Source organism: Moheibacter lacus, assembly GCF_014042165.1.
GTDB classification, from domain to species: Bacteria; Bacteroidota; Bacteroidia; order Flavobacteriales; family Weeksellaceae; genus Moheibacter; species Moheibacter lacus.
Genome location: NZ_JACDZE010000001.1, coordinates 1238075 through 1258393 on the forward strand (window position 1 = coordinate 1238075; position 20319 = coordinate 1258393).

17 protein-coding genes are annotated in these 20319 nt (G+C 38.2%); 11 read left to right on the top strand and 6 right to left on the bottom strand.

All coding sequences use genetic code 11. The features are described 5' to 3' along the window. Nucleotide 1: 1 nt before the first annotated feature. Genes HU137_RS05740 through HU137_RS05755 form a run of 4 tightly spaced genes read right to left on the bottom strand, consistent with a single transcriptional unit; the run spans nt 2 to nt 2759 of the window. On the bottom strand, nt 2–1231 hold the full coding sequence (locus HU137_RS05740) for an NADH-quinone oxidoreductase subunit D (protein ID WP_182042832.1): 1230 nt from the start codon (nt 1229–1231) through the stop codon (nt 2–4). Between the two features lie 12 nt (nt 1232–1243). Then, nucleotides 1244–1777 carry an NADH-quinone oxidoreductase subunit C gene (locus HU137_RS05745; RefSeq protein WP_182042833.1) on the bottom strand — a complete coding sequence of 178 codons (534 nt, stop codon included), beginning with the start codon at nt 1775–1777 and terminating at the stop codon, nt 1244–1246. 9 nt (nt 1778–1786) lie between these two features. Then, nucleotides 1787–2359, bottom strand: a complete 573-nt coding sequence (locus tag HU137_RS05750) for an NADH-quinone oxidoreductase subunit B (protein WP_182042834.1) — start codon at nt 2357–2359, stop codon at nt 1787–1789. Between the two features lie 34 nt (nt 2360–2393). Then, a complete protein-coding gene (locus HU137_RS05755) occupies nt 2394–2759 on the bottom strand; it encodes an NADH-quinone oxidoreductase subunit A (RefSeq protein WP_182042835.1) in 366 nt (121 codons plus the stop codon). Between the two features lie 323 nt (nt 2760–3082). Here HU137_RS05755 and HU137_RS05760 point away from each other — a divergent pair, with 323 nt between their 5' ends. The 4 genes from HU137_RS05760 (at nt 3083) to HU137_RS05775 (ending at nt 6372) form a co-directional block, all read left to right on the top strand. Beyond that, entirely contained in the window at nt 3083–4654 is a 1572-nt protein-coding gene (locus HU137_RS05760) for a T9SS type A sorting domain-containing protein (RefSeq protein ID WP_182042836.1), read from the top strand. Between the two features lie 148 nt (nt 4655–4802). Then, nucleotides 4803–5441, top strand: a complete 639-nt coding sequence (rplU, locus tag HU137_RS05765) for a 50S ribosomal protein L21 (protein ID WP_182042837.1) — start codon at nt 4803–4805, stop codon at nt 5439–5441. 25 nt (nt 5442–5466) lie between these two features. Then, a complete protein-coding gene (gene rpmA / locus HU137_RS05770; RefSeq protein ID WP_182042838.1) occupies nt 5467–5727 on the top strand; it encodes a 50S ribosomal protein L27 in 261 nt (86 codons plus the stop codon). Between the two features lie 114 nt (nt 5728–5841). Next, nucleotides 5842–6372: a hypothetical protein gene (locus HU137_RS05775; protein ID WP_182042839.1), complete on the top strand. Its 531-nt coding sequence runs from the start codon at nt 5842–5844 to the stop codon at nt 6370–6372. A gap of 224 nt (nt 6373–6596) precedes the next feature. On the opposite strand, the gene HU137_RS05780 is transcribed toward HU137_RS05775, so the two are convergent. Beyond that, the gene (locus tag HU137_RS05780; protein WP_182042840.1) at nt 6597–6914 is read right to left on the bottom strand and encodes a type II toxin-antitoxin system RelE/ParE family toxin; all 318 of its coding nucleotides are present in this window, start codon (nt 6912–6914) and stop codon (nt 6597–6599) included. Then, nucleotides 6914–7168, bottom strand: a complete 255-nt coding sequence (locus HU137_RS05785; RefSeq protein ID WP_182042841.1) for a hypothetical protein — start codon at nt 7166–7168, stop codon at nt 6914–6916. Before HU137_RS05785 ends, HU137_RS05780 begins: the two co-directional genes overlap by 1 nt. A 185-nt stretch (nt 7169–7353) precedes the next feature. On the opposite strand from HU137_RS05785, the gene HU137_RS05790 reads away from it, so the two are divergent. The 7 genes from HU137_RS05790 to hisS all read left to right on the top strand — a co-directional run bounded on the left by HU137_RS05790 (nt 7354) and on the right by hisS (nt 20163). Continuing rightward, a complete protein-coding gene (locus HU137_RS05790) occupies nt 7354–7848 on the top strand; it encodes a hypothetical protein (protein ID WP_182042842.1) in 495 nt (164 codons plus the stop codon). Nucleotides 7849–7926: 78 nt separating this feature from the next. Next, nucleotides 7927–10203, top strand: coding sequence for an NADP-dependent malic enzyme (locus HU137_RS05795; protein ID WP_182042843.1), 2277 nt, complete (start codon nt 7927–7929; stop codon nt 10201–10203). Then, nucleotides 10200–10784 carry a Holliday junction branch migration protein RuvA gene (ruvA, locus tag HU137_RS05800; RefSeq protein WP_182042844.1) on the top strand — a complete coding sequence of 195 codons (585 nt, stop codon included), beginning with the start codon at nt 10200–10202 and terminating at the stop codon, nt 10782–10784. The genes HU137_RS05795 and ruvA overlap by 4 nt, the downstream gene beginning before the upstream one ends. Nucleotides 10785–10819: 35 nt before the next feature. After that, nucleotides 10820–17893, top strand: a complete 7074-nt coding sequence (gene sov / locus HU137_RS05805; protein WP_246361484.1) for a T9SS outer membrane translocon Sov/SprA — start codon at nt 10820–10822, stop codon at nt 17891–17893. A 24-nt stretch (nt 17894–17917) separates the two neighbouring features. After that, complete coding sequence (gene gcvH / locus HU137_RS05810) at nt 17918–18298, top strand: glycine cleavage system protein GcvH (protein WP_182042846.1); 381 nt, start codon at nt 17918–17920, stop codon at nt 18296–18298. Next, nucleotides 18267–18677, top strand: a complete 411-nt coding sequence (locus HU137_RS05815) for a VanZ family protein (RefSeq protein WP_182042847.1) — start codon at nt 18267–18269, stop codon at nt 18675–18677. Before gcvH ends, HU137_RS05815 begins: the two co-directional genes overlap by 32 nt. Nucleotides 18678–18795: 118 nt before the next feature. Continuing rightward, nucleotides 18796–20163 carry a histidine--tRNA ligase gene (gene hisS, locus HU137_RS05820; protein WP_182042848.1) on the top strand — a complete coding sequence of 456 codons (1368 nt, stop codon included), beginning with the start codon at nt 18796–18798 and terminating at the stop codon, nt 20161–20163. The last annotated feature ends 156 nt before the right edge of the window (nt 20164–20319 follow it).

Sequence of the window (20319 nt, forward strand, 5' to 3'; positions counted from 1 at the left end):
ATTATGCATCTAATTCTCCTGCAATTAAATTTAAGCTACTCATCGTCAAAATCGCATCACTTAACATCGACCCTTCTACCAATTCCGGAAATGCTTGATAATAAATAAAGCAAGGTCTTCTGAAATGCAAACGATAAGCGGAACGACCTCCATCACTGATGAAATAATAGCCTAATTCTCCATTGGCGCCTTCTACTGCGTTGTACAATTCACCTGCTGGAATATCGACTTCACCCATGATGATTTTAAAATGGTAAATCAAAGCTTCCATTTTGGTGTACACATCTTTTTTCAACGGTAAATAAAAATCTGGAGCGTCTGCATGGTATTTGGTTGCTTCTTCTCCTTCCAAATTATTTATTTTTTCAATGGCTTGTTTGATCAAACTGATCGATTGCCACATTTCTTCATTTCGAACCAAATAGCGGTCGTAACAATCTCCAGTTGTTCCTACCGGAACTTTAAAGTCAAATTCTTCGTATCGACAATATGGTTTTTGAATCCGAACATCATAGTCGACTCCGGCAGCTCTTAAATTTGGACCTGTAAATCCATACGCCAAAGCTCTTTCAGCACTGATTCCACCTACGCCTTGTGTGCGTTCCATGAAAATTCGGTTTCGATTGAATAAATCTTCAAATTCTTTTAAAACTTTTGGGTATTCATCTAAAAATTTATGGATTTTCTCCCAAGCGGTTTCTGTAAAATCGCGTTCAAATCCTCCAATTCGACCGATGTTGGTCGTTAAACGGCTTCCGCAGATTTCTTCATAAATTTCATAAATCAATTCGCGGTATTTGAAAACGTATAAAAATCCGGTAAATGCTCCGGAGTCAACGCCTAGAATTGAATTACAGATCAAATGGTCTGCAATTCGAGCCAATTCCATGATGATCACACGCAAATATTGTGCTCTAGCCGGAACTTCAATCCCGACAAATTTTTCAACCGTTAAATGCCAGCCGATGTTATTAATCGGAGCTGAACAATAGTTCAATCTGTCTGTCAACGGAGTGATTTGGTACAAAGGTTTCCGCTCCGCAATTTTTTCAAATGCTCTGTGGATATACCCTACAGTAGGTGTGGCCTGGATAATTCGTTCACCATCGATTTCCAAAATATTTTGGAAAACACCATGAGTTGCAGGGTGCGTAGGGCCAAGGTTAATCGTTTGGGTTGTTTTTTCAAGCGATTCCTTGGGTAATTTTATGTTTTGTTTTACTTCAGCCATTTTCCAAATTCTTTAAACGGAAAAATTTCCATAATTAAAATGTCCACCGCGTCCAAACATCTCGTCATCTTTATCGGTTCGGGTTTGGTCTTCCAGCGGGAATTCTTTACGCATCGGGAAATAGTCCATTTCGTCTACGTTCATCACACGGATTAAATTGGGATGACCTATGAAATTCACACCAAAGAAATCATAGCATTCTCTTTCCAGCCAATTGGCTGTTGCATGAAGTTTTGAAGCGGTATAAATGTTGGGCTCATTGATGTCCAAAGTAAATTTCAAACGGATATGAAAATTTTTAGGCATATTGTAAAGCAAATAAGTAACCACCAATTCTTCTCCAACATTATTTGGATAATGGATGGCGGTTAAATCGGTCATGAATCGAAAGCCTAATTCTTCTTCATCGTATAAAAATTGAAGAATTTTTAAGTTCAATTCTTTATCGGCATAAATTGCCATCATATCAAACTGTTCTTCATAACCAAAGACAGCTTCCCCAAATTTCTCGATTAGTTTGTCTAAAACAAATTTGCTGTTCAACATAATTTTCGCTTATGAAATCCCGTAACTTTTTAATAATTCTACATATTCTGGGCTGGATCTTCTACGCAAACTTTCATTTTCTACCAAATCCTGAATGCGCATTACACCGTCTATGATGGCTTCGGGTCTTGGAGGACAGCCGGGTACGTAAACGTCTACCGGGATGACTTGATCGATTCCTTGTAAAACCGAATACGTATCAAATATTCCACCGCTACTCGCACAAGCTCCAACCGCAACTACCCAACGCGGTTCAGCCATTTGAATGTAAACTTGTCTTAAAACCGGTGCCATTTTTTTTGAAATGGTTCCCATCACCATTAACAAATCACATTGACGCGGTGTAAAGGCCAGTCGCTCACTCCCAAATCTTGAAAGATCGTAGGTGGAGCCCATGGTCGCCATGAATTCAATTCCGCAACAACTCGTTGCAAATGGCAATGGCCAAATGGAATTTTTGCGCGCCAAACCAATCACTTTGGATAGTTGCATGGCCATGAATCCTTCTCCCTGATATCCTTCCGGCATGTCCACAATTTTCACGTTCGTGTTGTGGGTTACCGGTCTTTTATTGTGAATCATTTTTTTTTCTTTTTAATTTCCAACATTCAGCACTTTATTTCTCCCAATTTAAAGCGCCTTTTTTCCTAACATAAAGATACATGATTAAAAATAAACCGATAAATGTGCTAACCGCCGCAAATCCTTCCCATCCCAATTCTTTAAAATTAACGGCATAAGGATAGAAAAAGATGACTTCTACATCAAATAACACAAATAATATCGCTACCAAATAATATTTGATGGAGAATGGTTTTCTTGCATTTCCTACCTGCTCAATTCCACTTTCAAAATTGTCCAGCTTTTCATCAGTTTCGCGCTTCGGTCCTAGAAAATGCGTCATGATGATGGTCGATACGACAAAACCCGCAGCCAGTAAGAAAAGCACTAAAATCGGTATATAATCAAAAGTTGTATCCATTTCTTTCTCCTAAAAAATCAGCGGGTAAAAATACGAACTAATAACTGCAAGCAAAAATTAGAAAAATTTAATTTCTCAAAATCCATTGAAATTGCGTAATTTATACTGATTATAAATAGAGAGAATTCTTAGATAAAGATTAATAAATAACGCTAAGCTTTGAATAAAATTTAATCTTTTCCCATTATTAATTGTGAGATTCGCAACGGAATGGAATTGGGGAATTCGATGAAATTGGTTGATTGGATTGACTTTTCCATTCATAGGTTCTCATTGGAAATCAATACATTTGAGGGTATGGTTTAATCAAAAAATGAAATAGTATGAAAAGAAGTTTATTTTTAATGGTTTCACTTGGTGTTATCAGATTTGCTTCAGGGCAGTTAATAGAAGGAATCCAAACAGATGAAAATGGGAAAATTTATTTTCAAAAGAACATTGTTTCCCATCCTTTGCTCAACCATAGTTTATTTGGCTCCAATGAGCTGAACTTGGATTGGAGTCATCCTGATTTTAATTTGTCTGATAATCCGGGTGAAGATTCTTGGGATGTGCGTTTGGCAACTGAAGGCAATGATGTTTATGTTGTTTACAATGACAACCACACCAATGGTCTTCAGAAAATCATGTACCGAAAAAAAATCAATGATGACGAGTGGTCAGAGGCTATTTTTGTAGATGCTGGTGGTGAAATCGGCGCTAGAAACAATCATTTTCCTGCCATTGATGCAGCGCCAAATGGAGATCTTCATGTGGCTTATAACGTTTGGGCTTTTGAAAATACACGAAACTATATCGGTTATTCTCATTACGACGCTGGAACGGATACTTGGGCAGATGGTGTGAAAATATCCGATTTGGGTGGAACGGTGGATCATTTTAATTCCTATAAAGATGTGTATGTAACTGACGATAACCTTCCGGTGGTAGTTTGGGGATATGATTTTAGAGAAAATCAGACGAATGAAGAAATTTACATGACGTATTTTGATGGAAGCAATTGGTCAGCAGATATTGCAGTTTCTGACGTTACCGATGGTCAAAACGCAGGAGTGCCTTTTATGAGAGGAATAGGGAATGGAAAGGCGATGATCGTTTATTCGGAATACAATTCCGGTGGGACGATGGATTTGAAATACAGGATTTATGATGAAGCAACTCATGTTCTAAGTGATCCTGAAATCATAGTTAATGAGGCTGTTATGAATTCAAATTATGCCATAACTTCTAAAAACGGCCAAACCAAAGTCATGCATTATTTTAAAATGACAAGTCCTGATAGAGACGCCGTTAATTTGTATGAATATGATGCTGAAAACGATGTTTTCAGTATTTCGCCAAATACATTTGAAATTGCGGCTAATGCTGGTGGCTTGTTAAAAAGAATGGATATGGACTGTACGGTGGATGGAGATTGTGGAGTGGTTTTTACTGACTTTTTGGCTCAGACCATTTCTTTTTTGGAATATGATGCTTCGGTCGGATTTGGGACTCCACATGTCATTTGTGAAGAAGATCCGCAGTTGGATTTTCCTTCTGTGAAATTTGATGTTTCTGGGAATTTTCATGTTGCTTGGTCAGATATGCGCAATGATCCCGGGACTGGTTGGTCAACGCGCGAGACCATTTATAAAATGGGTAGGAATGAAAATATGGGTACAGCAGAAATTCTGCAGGAAGAAATTACGATTTATCCCAATCCTTCCAATGGTCGATTTACAATTCATACAAAAGACAGTTATAAAGTAGAAATTTTCAATGTTGCAGGAAAGTTGGTTTACACAAGGATGGTTTCAGGTGTGACGCTATTTCAAAAATCATTTCCGGCTGGTGTTTATTTCGTGAAATTTTCCAATGAAAAAGGAACAATTATCAAGAAATTGATCATTCGATAAAGGCGGAGAAAAGGTTTATGAAAATTTATGAGCTAAATTATTCAAATGCAATAAAATAAGTTAGCATAAATAATTAAAGGAAAGAGTTGGAAGTAAAAGAATAATTCCTATATTTGCCGTCCGAAAAATTATTTAAAAAGTATAACTAATGTATGCAATTGTAGAAATAGCAGGGCTTCAGTACAAAGTTGAGCAAGACCAGCAGTTGTATGTTAACCGTTTGCAAGGCGATGCGGGAGTTGAAGTTTCTTTCGACCGCGTATTGTTGACTGACAACGGTTCCGTACAAGTTGGCGCCCCGGTTATAGACGGAGTTTCCGTTGTAGCAAAAATCGTAGAACACGTAAAGGGTGACAAAGTAATCGTCTTCAAAAAGAAAAGAAGAAAAGGTTACAAAAAGAAAAACGGTCACCGTCAGCAATTCACAAAAATCGAAATTGTTTCAATTGGAGGTGGTAAAGCAAAAGCTGCCAAAAAAGAAACTAAAGTAGAAGAGAAAGCTGAAAAAGCACCAGTGAAAAAAGCCGCTAAAAAAACTGATGACCTTACGTTAATCGAAGGAATCGGTCCAAAAGCAGCCGAAACTTTGGTAGCAGCAAAAATTGATACTTTCGCAAAATTGTCCAAAAAATCAGTTGAGGATATCAAAGCTGTTTTGGAAGCGGGAGAGAATTTAGCGCATTTGGATCCAGAAACTTGGGCTAAACAAGCAGCGCTTGCAGCCGAAGGAAAATTTGACGAATTGAAAGCTTGGCAGGACGAACTTGACGGAGGGAAAACTGCATAATCATAATCTGAAAAAATAAACTAAAATGGCACATAAGAAAGGAGTTGGTAGTTCCAAAAACGGTCGTGAGTCGCATTCCAAAAGATTGGGTGTGAAGATCTTCGGTGGACAGTCTGCAATCGCAGGAAACATCATCGTTCGCCAAAGAGGTACAAAACATCATCCGGGTGACGGAGTGGGAATCGGTAAAGATCACACTTTGTTTGCACTAGTTGACGGGACAGTTGTTTTCCGTAAAAAGAGAGACAACAGATCTTACGTTTCTATCGATCCGGTAGTAGAGTAAAATCCTCTTTAGTTGAAAAAATCAAACAGCTTCCAGTTTCTGGAGGCTGTTTTTATATGTTTATACAATGAAGAATCAAAAAAGCTTTATTCAAATATTAGAAAGTTGGTTTAGATGAAGTCATATTTTAAATTATTAACCTTATTAGGAATTTTCATTTTGTTTCTAAGTATTGGTTTTATTGTCTTTTTTGTTTCAGTTGCTGTGAAAAAACAAAATAAAATAGATGCTTATTATCAAAACTCTCAAGTTTATTTTAGTGGAGAAGTGATAGATTATGAGCAAATTAGAACCGTAGAATATGCAATTATTATTAGGTATGACTCTATTCAATTTGACTCAAAATTGAAAAACCAAAATGAAATTTATTTAGGGGTAGTAGATACCGCAAACAAAAAAATTGCTTTTATTGCTTTCGTACGTCCCCCCCCCTATGAATTTAATTCACATAAAGAAATTAGCCCTTCAAAGTTTCCTGACTATGTAAGTTATGATGGGAAAAATAAGAGGTTAAAATACTATAAAGAGACTAAAATATACAATACTACAAATGAGATATCAACATTAGGTAGCTATGCTCATAGTGAAAATAAATTTAAGGAATTTTGTTCAAAGAATAATATTGAAGAAAATATGAAGTTATGATAAAGCAAAAGTGGTAGTGTATCAAAGTTAGTGATAGCGTAATTTCAAAACCTCAACTATCTGATAATAAGAATTCTTTACTTGAAAAAATATAAATAAGAAGAGCTAGGTTTTCCTGCTCTTCTTATTTTTGACACATACTGGCACTAGTTTGAGCAATCGCGGAAACGAGCGTCAAGATTAGCAATGCGTTTGATGCGCAAATTCAACTCCAATTATTTTATTTATTCCAATTTATATTTGGAAGGATCTTGCCTTACATCAAACACCATTAAAATTCTAATCGTTTTATTATCAGAAATTCTATAAATAACTTTGTAATGGCGAACAACAATTCTTCGATAAGGCTCGCCTAAAATTTCATCTTTTTGCCATTGCTTTAAAAAGACGATATTCCCTACAACTTCATAAATTTCTATGTTTATTTTTTGAGCAAATTCATTCGAAAATTTCGATTTATTAAATTCAAAAATTAACCTTAAATCTTCTTTGGCAGAATGATCCCAAATGATATCATAAGATGGATTATTGCCTTCAATCATTACCAGTTTTTCATTTCTTCTAACAATTCTTCGTGTGAAGTAAATCTACCCTCATCAATATCTTTTTCAGCTTTTTTTATTCGTTTAACCAATAAAGATTTTGTAAGCGGTCTTCCATCTGCAGTATGTCCAATGATTGCTTCATCTTCAACTCTCTGATAGCTTTCAAAAATACTTTTAATGATATTCAATAATTTGTCATCAGCATTTTCTATGTAAGTATGTATCAGATTTTTAAGCTCTAATGATTGCATAAGTAATATATTATATAACAAATGTAGGAAATAATTGGTTTATATTATTTAGTCAATGAAAATGATTTGATTATGCGGAAAGTCAATCTGTTTTATAAATTAAGCCATTTGAAAATTTTCACTACCCATTTGAAAATTTCCAAACTATTTTTATATTCGCTGAACGTTAAGATTTTTATACTCCAATGAAAACGATCCAATTCTTCCATCCGGAAGAAACTTTTACCTACCACATCGAAAAATGTTTCTGCAAAGTGGTGTACTCAGGGAATCAACATCAGCTATTAATTGAAATTTATTCGACGGATGGTCTCGATCACGTGGAGGATGATTCACTTCAAAATGATTTTGCCCAAGTCATCCTATCCGTAGATGATTTTCCCGTAAATGTCATTTCGCCGGACGAATTAGCCGGAAAGAACTTCGAGATTCCTGAATGTTACATGGAAATAGAAGATGAAGAAGGCGAAATCGAAGAAATCTATTATACCAACGTCAATTTTTCCGATGAGAATTTCGAAGCCGATGAAAACCAGCTTTCTTTTTTCAAGGACAATTCCGGAACGTTATGTTTAAAATGGAAAGGAAAAGTGCAGGATTTTACCGAAGAATCTGACGAATTGATTCCATTTAAACTGGAATGCGCCTTCAGTCCTGCTTCTTTTGAAGATCGAGATTAATTCCAAAAATCTTTAGATTTCTGTTGTTGATTTCCGTAGTTTTGTGCTCTTGTCTAATTTAGAATTAAGCCAAAAAAGATGAAAACGGAAAAAGATGACAAACTAAGGATTGATGCTTTACGTTACCATGAGTCTGGTCGCAAAGGGAAGATAGAAGTCGTTCCCACAAAACCACATGATACCCAGAGAGATTTGGCTTTGGCTTATTCGCCAGGCGTAGCAGAGCCTTGTTTAGAGATAGAAAAAACGCCACAAGACGTTTATAAATATACCGCCAAAGGAAATTTGGTGGCAGTCATTTCAAATGGAACTGCAGTTTTGGGACTAGGTGACATCGGTCCACTTGCGTCCAAACCCGTGATGGAAGGAAAAGGACTTTTGTTCAAAATATTTGCAGACATCGATGTGTTTGACATTGAAATCAACGAAAAAGATCCTGAAAAATTCATCGAAACCGTCAAAGCGATTTCTCCGACTTTTGGCGGAATCAATTTGGAAGACATCAAAGCGCCTGAAGCTTTTGAAATAGAGCGAAGGTTAAAAGAAGAATTGGACATCCCAGTGATGCACGATGACCAACATGGGACAGCGATTATTTCTGCTGCTGCGCTTTTAAATGCGTTAGAATTGGCCGATAAAAAAATTGAAGAAGTTTCTTTTGTCGTCAATGGAGCAGGGGCTGCTGCGATTGCTTGCACCAAATTATATGTCGCTTTGGGAGCAGATCCTGATAAAATCTTCATGTGCGATAGCAAAGGTGTGATCAACCAAAGACGTACTGATTTGAACGAAGAAAAATTACCATTTGTACGAAATACAAATTTCGATACTCTGAAAGAAGCAATGGTCGGTTCTGATGTATTTATCGGTCTTTCAAAAGCTGATGTGGTTTCACCAGAAATGTTGTTGTCGATGAATGAGAATCCGATTGTATTTGCGATGGCCAATCCGGTTCCTGAAATCAATTATGATTTGGCAGTAGAAACCCGATCAGATGTGATCATGGCAACTGGACGTTCAGATTATCCCAATCAAGTGAATAACGTTTTGGGATTCCCATTTATTTTCCGTGGCGCTCTGGATACACAAGCTTCCAAAATCAACGAAGAAATGAAATTGGCGGCGGTTCATGCCTTAGCTGATTTGGCCAAAGAACCTGTGCCTGAAATGGTTCAGATGGCTTATAAAAGTGGAAATTTGAGTTTCGGTAGAGATTATATCATCCCGAAACCATTTGATAATCGATTGATTACCAACGTTTCTATGGCGGTTGCAAAAGCAGCGATGGAATCTGGTGTGGCAAGAAAGCAAATCAACAATTGGGCGGTTTATGAAGAAGAATTGCTCAATCGTATGGACAGCGATCAGAAATTAATCCGAATGCTTCAGAATCGTGCGAAACAGAATCCGAAAACGATTGTGTTTAGTAATGCTGCTGAATACAATGTTTTGAAAGCTGCGCAGATTGTTCATGACGAAGGTATAGCCAAACCGATTTTATTGGGGAACAAAGAAAAAGTAGAAGAAATCAAAAAAGAATTCGATATCGAATTGGATGTTCCGATCATTGATCCCAAATCAAAGGAAGCAGAAGAACAAGTCAACCGACTAGCTGAAATGCTTTGGAAAAAGCGTCAGAGAAAGGGAATGACTTTGTACAATGCCAAACGTTTTGTGACCAATCGGGATTATTTTGGCTCCATGATGGTTGAGGCAGGAGAAGCAGATGCTTTTTTAACCGGTTCTACGAGAAGCTATGCGAGTTCGTTGAAGCCTGTTTTGGAGGTGATTGGTCCTGCAAAAGGTGTTTCAAAAGTAGCCGGATTGATGATGATTTTGTCCAAAAAAGGCCCCTTGTTTTTTGCCGATACGACGATCAATGATAATCCAACCGCAAAAGAATTGGTGAAAATCGCTCGAATGACGGAATATGTAGTTCGGGGAATTGGAATCAGACCACGTACGGCGATGCTTTCTTTTGAGAATTTTTCTGCGCGAACGGAAACTTCCAAAAAAGTGAGTGAGGCCGTTTCTATTTTACATCGATTGTATCCGGACATGGTCGTGGATGGTGAAATCCAACCGGATTTTGCTTTGGATGAGGAATTGATTTCCAAAACATTTCCGTTCTCAAAATTGAATGGAAAACGCGCCAATGTGCTGATTTTCCCCAATTTAGCTGCAGGAAATTTATCCTATAAAATTTTAAGAGGAATTGAAAATTCGCAAGTAATCGGACCTATTTTGATGGGATTGAACAAACCGGTTCATATTTTACAAATGCGTTCGACGATCGACGAAATTGTCAATCTAGCCACCATTGCCGTTCTCGACGCTCAACAACGACAAAAATGATTGCACATTTAAATGGGAAACTTACTGAAATTTATCCGACGCATCTCGTTTTGGAATGTCACGGCGTGGGATATCATGTGATCATCAGTTTGAATTCTTATTCGAAATTTGGAAAAGAAGAAAACCTGAAAATCTTTACACATTTGATCGTAAGAGAAGATGCTCAGATTTTGTATGGATTTCATTCGGAGCAAGAAAGAGAAGTGTTTTTAAAGTTGATTTCGGTCAATGGCGTAGGGCCTTCGTCAGCTATGATGATGCTTTCTTCATTGGAAATTGACGAAATCAGAATGGCGATCGAGTCGGCCGACGTAAAAACGCTTCAAAGTGTTAAAGGAATCGGTGCGAAAACGGCACAAAGAATCATTATCGATTTGAAAGACAAATTGGAAGGAGATATATTTAATTTTAACATTAATTCCGATAATTCTAAAAATAAATCTAAATTTGAAGCGTTATCAGCATTAGGTGTCCTTGGTATACCAACTAAAACCGCAGAAAAAGTATTGGAAATTGTTTCAAAAGACTTTCCAGACGCGGAAGCAGACGTTTTGGTGAAAGAGGTACTTAAAAGAATTTAGTTTATTTGAAACAGCTTTATTTACACATGAGGAGGATGAAAAGCTTGTTTCCGATAATTTTTTTATTATTAATTGTCGGGATAGCAAATGGTCAGGAGCCTGAAGAATCAGATACGTTAAAATACCCTTTTAATAATCAGGAAGGAGGATTGTATTTAGATGATCAAATTACGTATGATATCGTCTACGACCCAGTTCGTGATATGTATGTGCTTTGGCCAAAGATTGGGGAACTTCAAGTAGGACAGCCTATTTATTTGTCTAGCCAAGACTATTTGGATATCATACTCAATAGAGATATCGATTCTTATTACCGAGATAAATCCCGTGCTTACGATGAAATGTACAGAACCAATGCTTTTGGGGATGAAGAAGGCGAGTCCGGAAATATACTTCCCAGTTTAAAAATCAAATCAAGAGCATTTGAAACCATATTTGGAGGAAATGAAATCCAGTTGATTCCACAAGGATCGGCGCAATTGGATTTGGGTGTTTTCATTCAAAAAATTGACAATCCACAATTATTACCACAAAACCGAAATACGTTAACCGTTGATTTACAGCAACGTATCCAAATGAGCGTGCTCGGTAAAGTAGGCGAAAATCTACAATTAAAAGCCAATTATGATACCCAAGCAGGGTTTGGATTTGAAAACCAAATGAAGCTCCAATGGAAAAACATGAAAGAAGGCGGCGAGGATGACATCGTCCAAAACATAGAAGTCGGAAACATTTCGATGCCTTTGAACACTTCTTTGATTACAGGAGCGCAATCTTTATTTGGGGTTCGAACAGATCTGCGGTTCGGAAATACAGATGTTTCCATGGTGTTCTCAGAACAACGTTCCGAAACAAAAAATATTACGGTTCAAGGTGGTGGTGTCTTGACCGATTATCGCATTTATGCCGAGGACTATGACTACAACCGTCACTTCTTTTTAGGACAATTCTTTAGAAATGAATATGACGATGCACTTGTCAATTATCCGCAAATTTCAAGTGATATCGTCATCACGCGATTGGAAGTTTGGCGAATCGATAACGGTGGAGCCAATCAAGAACAGAGAAGAACGATTTTGGCACTTCGGGATTTAGCGGACAATGGCAACAACGCACCAACTAACGAAGGAACGCAATCTCCATATAATGCTGTTTTAAGTTTATTGGGAGGTAACCGACAGCCTAGCTTTGTTCGTTCAACCATGAATGGTCAATTGATTGGAGGTCAAACTTATCAAGAAGGCGAACATTATTTGGTCAATGAAAACGTTCGGAAATTAGATGCTTCTGAATATACCTTCTATCCATCTCTTGGTTATTTCTCGTTAAATCAACCACTCGTAGATGGTGAAGATTTATTGGCCGTTTCCTTTCAATATACCCGAAACAGTACGCCGGGTGTTTTGTACAAAGTCGGGGAAATGTCGGACGAGCAAAACGAACTCTTAATCGGAAAATTAATCAAACCCAACACAACGGTAAACACGGCTTCACCTATGTGGGATTTGATGATGAAAAATATTTATTCGCTAAATGCATTGACGATTTCATCGGAAGATTTTATCATGAATGTCGAATTCAAAGACAACAGTGCCAATTCTTCTGGAGTGATCAATTATTTACCAAACACATCGGTTCAAGACCAAACTTTATTACAAGTCATGAACATGGACCGTTTGAATCTGAATGGAAATCTTCAGATGAGTGGAAATGGAAATTATGGAGATGGAATATTTGACTTTGTCAATGGTGTAACCGTCAATCCAAATCAAGGAACGATCATCTTTACAACTGTTGAGCCATTTGGTGAACATCTGGCAGGCGTTCTCGGTGATCCGAACTCTCAATTTGTATTCAACGAATTGTACAACCAATTGCCTAACACTTTGGACGCCGAGCGATTGGCGCAACGATATAGTTTAGCAGGTCGATACAAAGGTGAAGTTGGCGGTGGAATTCCGTTGGGTGCATTCAATGTTCCGGAAGGATCTGTTACCGTTACAGCAAATGGAATGGAATTGGTAGAAGGTGTAGATTATACCGTTGATTATCAATTAGGACAAGTGACCATCATCAATGATCAATTGAAAAATTCAGGTGTTCCGATCAACATCAGTTTGGAAAACCAATCCACTTTCAACATGCAGAAAAAACGATTCATGGGATTGAACGTGGACCATCACTTTTCCGATAATTTCTTAGTTGGTGGTACAATTGTGAATTACCAAGAAAGACCATTGACCCAAAAAGTACAGTTCGGAGCAGAACCGGTGAGCAATACCATTTTTGGATTGCATACAGAATATACAGGAGAATCTGAATGGTTAACCCGTTTGACCAACAAAATTCCGGGAATCAAAACCGATCAAATTTCCCAAATCAACTTCAGTGCAGAAGGCGCATATTTGATGCCAGGGCAGAACAAAGCTGCTGGTGGAGATTCTTATATCGACGATTTTGAAGATGCACAAAATAGAATCAGTTTATTGGATGCCGCTTCATGGCGCATGGCAAGTGTACCTGGAAGCCCTGCCGGATTAACCGGAAATACCCACCCATTCTTTCCAAATGGAGCCAATAACGATGACCTTTCCTATGGAAACGGACGAAAGTTGATGTCATGGTACAGCATTGACCCGAGATTCTACGGAATCGGTGGAAATGCACCAACCGGCATCAGTGATGCGGAACTTTCCCAACACAGAGTACGTAGAGTTGAGCTTCGCGAATTATTTGATCAACGCGATGTCATGGCGGGAACAGCTTCCTATATCAATACTTTTGACATGACGTTCTATCCGGGAATCAACGGACCTTATAACGTCAATCCAAATGCTGTCGATACAGAAGGTTGGGGTGGTACGATGCGTCCGATTTCAGTTACGAATTTTATCGATTCAAACGTCGAATATTTAGAGTTCTGGATGATGGACCCTTATGCCGATGGTGTCGGTGGAAATGGTGATTTATTGATCCAATTGGGTAACGTTTCAGAAGATATTTTGAAAGACGGTCAAATGTTGTATGAAAACGGAATGCCACATTCTGGGAACGGAGAAGCTACTTCCACTTCACTTTGGGGTAAACAACCGGAGAATTATCCGATCATTTATGCCTATGATACAGAAGGCGCCGCTCGAAAAGAACAAGATTTAGGGTACAATGGATTGAATGACGCAGAAGAAATTGCTGCTTATCCAAATGCAACTGGAAATATCAATCCGATTACAGGTGAAAATGACCCTGCAGCAGATAACTATGTTTTCTATCTGGATGATAGATGGGGACAATCCAACGATGCAGGTTCGATTACCGGCCGATATAAATATTTCCAAGGACCACAAGGAAATAACTCTACCGATGATTTGCTAGATGCATATAGCATGCAACCTGACGCAGAGGATATTAATTTGGATTATAATTTGGATCAAACCGAAATGTACAACCAGTACACGGTGAAAATTAGTCCTTCCGATTTACAAAATAATACCAACAACTTTATCGTAGCCACAAAAGATGCCGAAGTAACCCTTCCAAATGGTCAAACCGAAAGCGTTACTTGGTACCAAATGAGAATTCCGGTGGACAATTTTGATACCGATATCGATGGAGATGGTGTGCCGGATTTGGTGACAGATGAGCAATTGTCTTCAGCAAAAAGTGTATTGACTTCCGCTCGTTTCATGCGGGTTTTGATGCGCGGATTTAACGAAGAAACCACTTTGCGTTTTGCAACCATGGATTTGGTACGAAGCAATTGGAGAAGATACCCAAAAACTTTATTCCCGATTCCAGGTCAATCAGGACCGGAAGAAGGAGTGGAACAAGATGAATTCTTATCCAATTTGGAAATCGGTCAAGTAACGCTTGAAGAGAACTCTACAAACGTTCCGCCTTATGTATTGCCTCCGGGAATTCAACGAGAAGAAATGCAAGGAACGACAGGTTACCAAAGCCAAAATGAAGCTTCCATGTTGTTAAAAGCGAAATTAAGCGCCAATAGTCCGACCAAAGCCGTATTTAAAAATACCAATTTGGACTTGAGACGATACAAACGATTGGAAATGTTTGTCCATGCAGAAAACCTTTTGGATGTCACCAGTCAAGCTGTGGACGAAACGACCAAATTGTTCATCCGTTTGGGTAGTGATTATTCGGACAACTATTACGAATATGAAATTCCGCTAAAATATACCGCCAAAACACCGGATACCAATCCATCTAGAATTTGGCCAGACGAAAACATGATCGACATTTTAACCGATTATTTCGTAGATGCAAAAAAAGCCAGAGATTTGGATGGAGCAATTACCACATTGGAGCGATATGCTTTCGTTCCCGATGAGGAAAATCCGCTGAAAACCATTTATGTAAAAGGTCGTCCATCATTAGGAGGTGTAACTTCTGTGATGGTCGGTTTGCGATCTACCAATACACAAGACAAAGAAGTACTCGTTTGGATAAATGAATTGCGCTTAAGCGAAATCGACAATGAAAGCGGTTATGCAGCGATGGGAAGTTTAGGATTTACATTGGGTGATTTTGCACAAGTTCAGGTTTCAGGAAGTGTAAGTTCTGCCGGATTTGGCGCAATTGATCAAGGTCCAAGCCAGCGTAGCCAAGAAGATACAAGAGACTACGCCTTAAATGCACAAGTGAAATTGGACAAATTCATGCCGAAAGAATGGGGAATGGAAATTCCGTTTAACGTCTCCTTAAGCGAACAATTTGCAGATCCGAAATACAATCCGCTTGACAATGATGTCCTTTTTGATGAAGATCCGAGAAAAGAAGAATTGAAAGATGTTGTAAGAACTTATTCGCAACAAAAATCATTTACTTTCAGCAACATCAGAAAAATAAAAACCAACAACAAACCGGCGAGGTTCTATGATGTTTCCAATTTTGCTTTGTCCTTTATGTATGCTGATATGTACAACCGAGATGTGTACACAGCTTATAATTTGACCAAAAATGTAAAAGCATCCTTGAATTATAATTATGGATTCCCGGTAAAAAGCATCAGACCATTAAAAGATTGGAGAGCCGTTCAAGACACAGCGAAATCAGCCAAATATTTAAAATTCTTAAAAGAATTCAATGTCAATCCATTGCCAACCAGATTGTCCTTCAGAACCGACATCGATCGTGTGTATACCGAAAGACAATACCGTGATTTGAACCAATTCTTTGGAGGAACTTCTTCTTATCTATTCCCGGTTGCTTTTAGTAATAATTTCTTGTTCTCATGGCAATATAACGTCGGATTTGATTTGACCAAATCTTTGCGACTAGATTATACTTCCGCTACGCGAACTCTTAACGACGGAGCAGCTTTTGAATATGCAGACAAAGCTTTGATTTGGAATAATTTATTCAAAATCGGTCGTCCGGTGAATTATGATCATCAGATCCAGTTGAATTGGAAAACGCCAATCCATATGTTCCCATACATGAGTTGGGCCAATTTAGAATTGGGAGTGACCAATAGTTACAACTGGCAAGCTAGATCAACCGTATTTTTAAATGCACCAAATACGGACGGACAAGGTCTTGGTAACATCGCCCAAAACGCAAGTAACTTTACGATGATTGGTGATTTTGACATGACCAAATTGTATCCGGAATTCAGAGGGTATACAAAGATGGATTCGGTCAAACGTGGAAGAAAGAGAGAATTGGATTCCTTAAATAGAGCCTACGAAGGCATGACCTTTAAAGCGCTTCGCAAAATCAAAAAACCATACAAATTCAAATCCAAATTCCGTGGTCAGGATTATATGTGGATGGTCGTTTCCAGTATCAAACGTTTCCAGTTCAACTACAACCAAACCAACGGCGCTGTGATTCCGGGGATTTTAGCTGAACCTAATTTCTTTGGGTTTGGGAAAGATGGCGGTCCCAATGCCGGATTTATTTACGGAACCGAATTTGACATCAAACGAAAATTCATCGAGTCCGGAAATGATTGGGTGACGCGAAGTGATCAATTGCTCGAACCTTATATCATCACCCGCGGAACAAACTTTACAGCCAGTTCCATGGTAGAGCCGTTCCCGGAATTGAGAATTGACTTAAATGCCAAACGTTCTTCTTCTTTTAGAAGTTCTGAAAATGCATACAATTTGAGGACGTATGAAAATCCAAATATCAATACTTATGTGGATAGACAACAGACTTTAAATAGCAGTAATATAGCCATTTCAACAGCATTTATGGATCCGGATGAAATGTACCAAACATTTCTCGATAATACACAGGTGATTTCAGAGCGTCTAGGTATGGCCAATGGTATGGCGCCACTCGGAGATGGATATTATGATGGTTATGGTTTGGCCAATTATGATGTATTGGTACCCGCATTTGTGTCGGCAGTGGAAGGTAGAAATGCAAAGAAAACTTCACTTGGATACAACCGTAAAGTGCCACTTCCAAACTGGTCGATCACCTATACCGGAATGAAAAATATTCCATTGATCAAACGTTATTTCGAAGTATTTGAATTGTCACATGCCTATTTATCTTCCTACACCGTAAATGGAATTCAGTCCAATCCGAATTTCTTTGTCAATCCAGATACCAGAGATTTGAACAATAATTTCTATTCGGAAAACATCTATGGAACCGTCAATATGATTGAATCTTTCTCTCCGCTGATCGGAGTAGACATGACTTTCAGAAACAGTTTCCAGTTCAGAGCCCAGTACAACCGTGACCGTTTGATGACCATGAGTTTGAGCAATTATACATTGACAGAAGATTATGGAACTGAATATGTCTTTGGGATGGGATATGTGATCAAAGATTTGAAATTTAAAATGCGCTATCAGGGAAGAAATAAAACTTTTAAAGGAGACATGAATTTCCGTGCAGATATTCGCATGAGAGATAGTGAAACCAGAATCAGAAGGATTTTGGATGGAGATTCACAAGTTACGGGCGGACAGAAATTGACTTCTATCCAATTTTCAGCAGACTATGATTTCAGCAAAAACTTTAATTTGCGTTTCTTCTGGGATCAAATGTTGACCGAATATAAAATCTCAACGGCTTATCCGATCTCGACCATCAGAGCCGGATTGAGTTTAACCTTGTCCTTTGGAAATTAATTAAAATTTGATAAATAAAAAGCTATGAACGTTCCACAAGAATTAAAGTACAGCCAGGATCACGAGTGGATCAGAGTTGAAGGAAATACCGCTTACATCGGTATTACGGAATATGCTCAAGACCAATTGGGTGATATTGTTTATGTCGATATTGCAGCTCAAGAAGGTGATGAAGTGGCTTCAGGTGAAGCATTTGGTTCTGTTGAAGCTGTAAAAACGGTTTCCGATTTGTTAATGCCGGTTTCAGGCAAATTATTGGAATTCAACGAAGATTTAAATTCAGAACCTGAAAAAATCAATTCTGACCCTTATGGCGCAGGATGGATCATCAAAATCGAACTAAGCGATGCTTCTGAATTAGATGCTTTATTAGATGCAGCAGCTTATCAGGAAATTACAGGATAATTTCGGAAAACCACCTAGCCGATTCCTCTTTGGGATATATACGCTGATTTTATTGGCCATGACTTTGTTGCCGATGAGCGTCATTCCTTCTGATGGAGAAAGCTGGTTATCACAATTGAAAATAGAAAATGGAGACAAAGCGGTACATTTCGCTTTGTTCTTCATTTTTACTTTTTTGGGTTTTGCTGCCAAATTTTTCTCTAAAAATCTTCAAATCCTTTGGGTTCCCATTCTTTTTGGACTCATCATCGAAATCCTCCAACATTTCATCGGTTGGGGAAGATCTTTTGACCTTTGGGATTTATTGGCCAATTCTTTGGGTATTTTAACGGCTTATTTCATGATTCAAAGGATATTTCAACCCAATTATTTGAATTAGAATTTTGGAAATTTGCATCTTTGTTTTCTAATTTCGATTTGAGAAATACGCCCTACCAATTGAATTGGTTTTTTTTGCTGGCGAATTTCGAATTTCGATAGACCAAATTCGATATAAAATGGCAATCCAAAAACCGTCTATCCCAAAGGGAACCAGAGATTTTTCACCTGAAGAAGTAAGCAAACGACAATTCATTTTTGACACCATCCGTCATCAATTCCAATTGTTTGGTTATGCACCAATCGAAACGCCTTCTTTTGAAAATCTATCTACCCTGACCGGAAAATACGGTGAAGAAGGTGATCGCTTGATTTTTAAAATTCTGAATTCAGGGGATTATTTGGCGAAAGCCGATGATGCAATTTTGCAAGAAAAAAACAGCCAGAAACTCATTTCGACCATTTCCGAAAAAGCATTGCGCTACGATTTGACCGTTCCTTTTGCACGTTACGTCGTTCAACACCAAAACGAAATTACCTTTCCGTTCAAACGCTATCAGATGCAACCCGTTTGGCGTGCAGATCGTCCGCAGAAAGGACGTTTCCGCGAATTTTATCAATGCGATGCTGATGTAGTGGGAAGCGATTCACTTTTACAAGAAGTGGATTTGATTTCATTATACGACGCTGTATTTACGGATTTAAATGTTCCGGTAGAAATTCATTTTAACAACCGGAAAGTACTCAGCGGATTGGCTGAAGTGGCCGATATTTCTGATAAATTGATTGACTTTACTGTTGCGCTTGACAAATTGGACAAAATCGGCGAAGAAAAGGTCAAAGAAGAAATGCGTGAAAAAGGAATTCCGCAAACTTCGATTGATATACTGTCTCCATTGTTTTCGATGAAAGGTGATTTCCGATCACAGTTGGCTTCCTTAAAAGCTATTTTGAATACTTCAGAAATTGGATTAAAAGGAATTGAAGAGTTGGAATTTGTCTTTGCCAAAATCGAAAAATTAGGATTGAAATCGGCGGATTTGGTGTTGAATCTGACACTAGCTCGTGGTCTCGATTATTATACAGGCGCCATTTTTGAAGTCAAAGCCAAAGGCGTTCAAATGGGCTCAATAGGCGGCGGAGGCCGATACGATGATTTAACCGGAATCTTTGGACTAAATGGGATTTCAGGTGTGGGAATATCGTTTGGTTTAGATCGTATTTATTTGGTTTTGGACGAATTGAATTTATTTCCCGATTCGGTTGACCATTCACTCGAAGTATTGTTTATCAATTTCGGGGAAGCCGAAGCTGAAAAAGCCATGGATCTCGCAAAAGAATTACGAGACAATGGAGTCCGCTGTGAAGTCTACCCGGAATCTGCCAAAATGAAAAAACAAATGCAATATGCCGACAAAAAAGCGGTGAAATTTGTGGCCATTATAGGCGAGGAGGAATTGAAAACAGGAAATCTTACGCTGAAAAATATGCTAACTGGCGAGCAGAAATCAATTGCTTTTGACGAATTAAAAAATGCCATCCCTTAAGCCTGGGTTTTCAGTGAATCGCCTCGTATTTTTCAAAGTTGAGTTTCGTATTTTTCAAAGTTAGGTTTCATATTTTTCAAAATGGAGATTCACCGCCATACGTTAAATAAAACCTAAACTTTCCCAAATTTTTCTATCTTTGAGTTTACTCAGAAA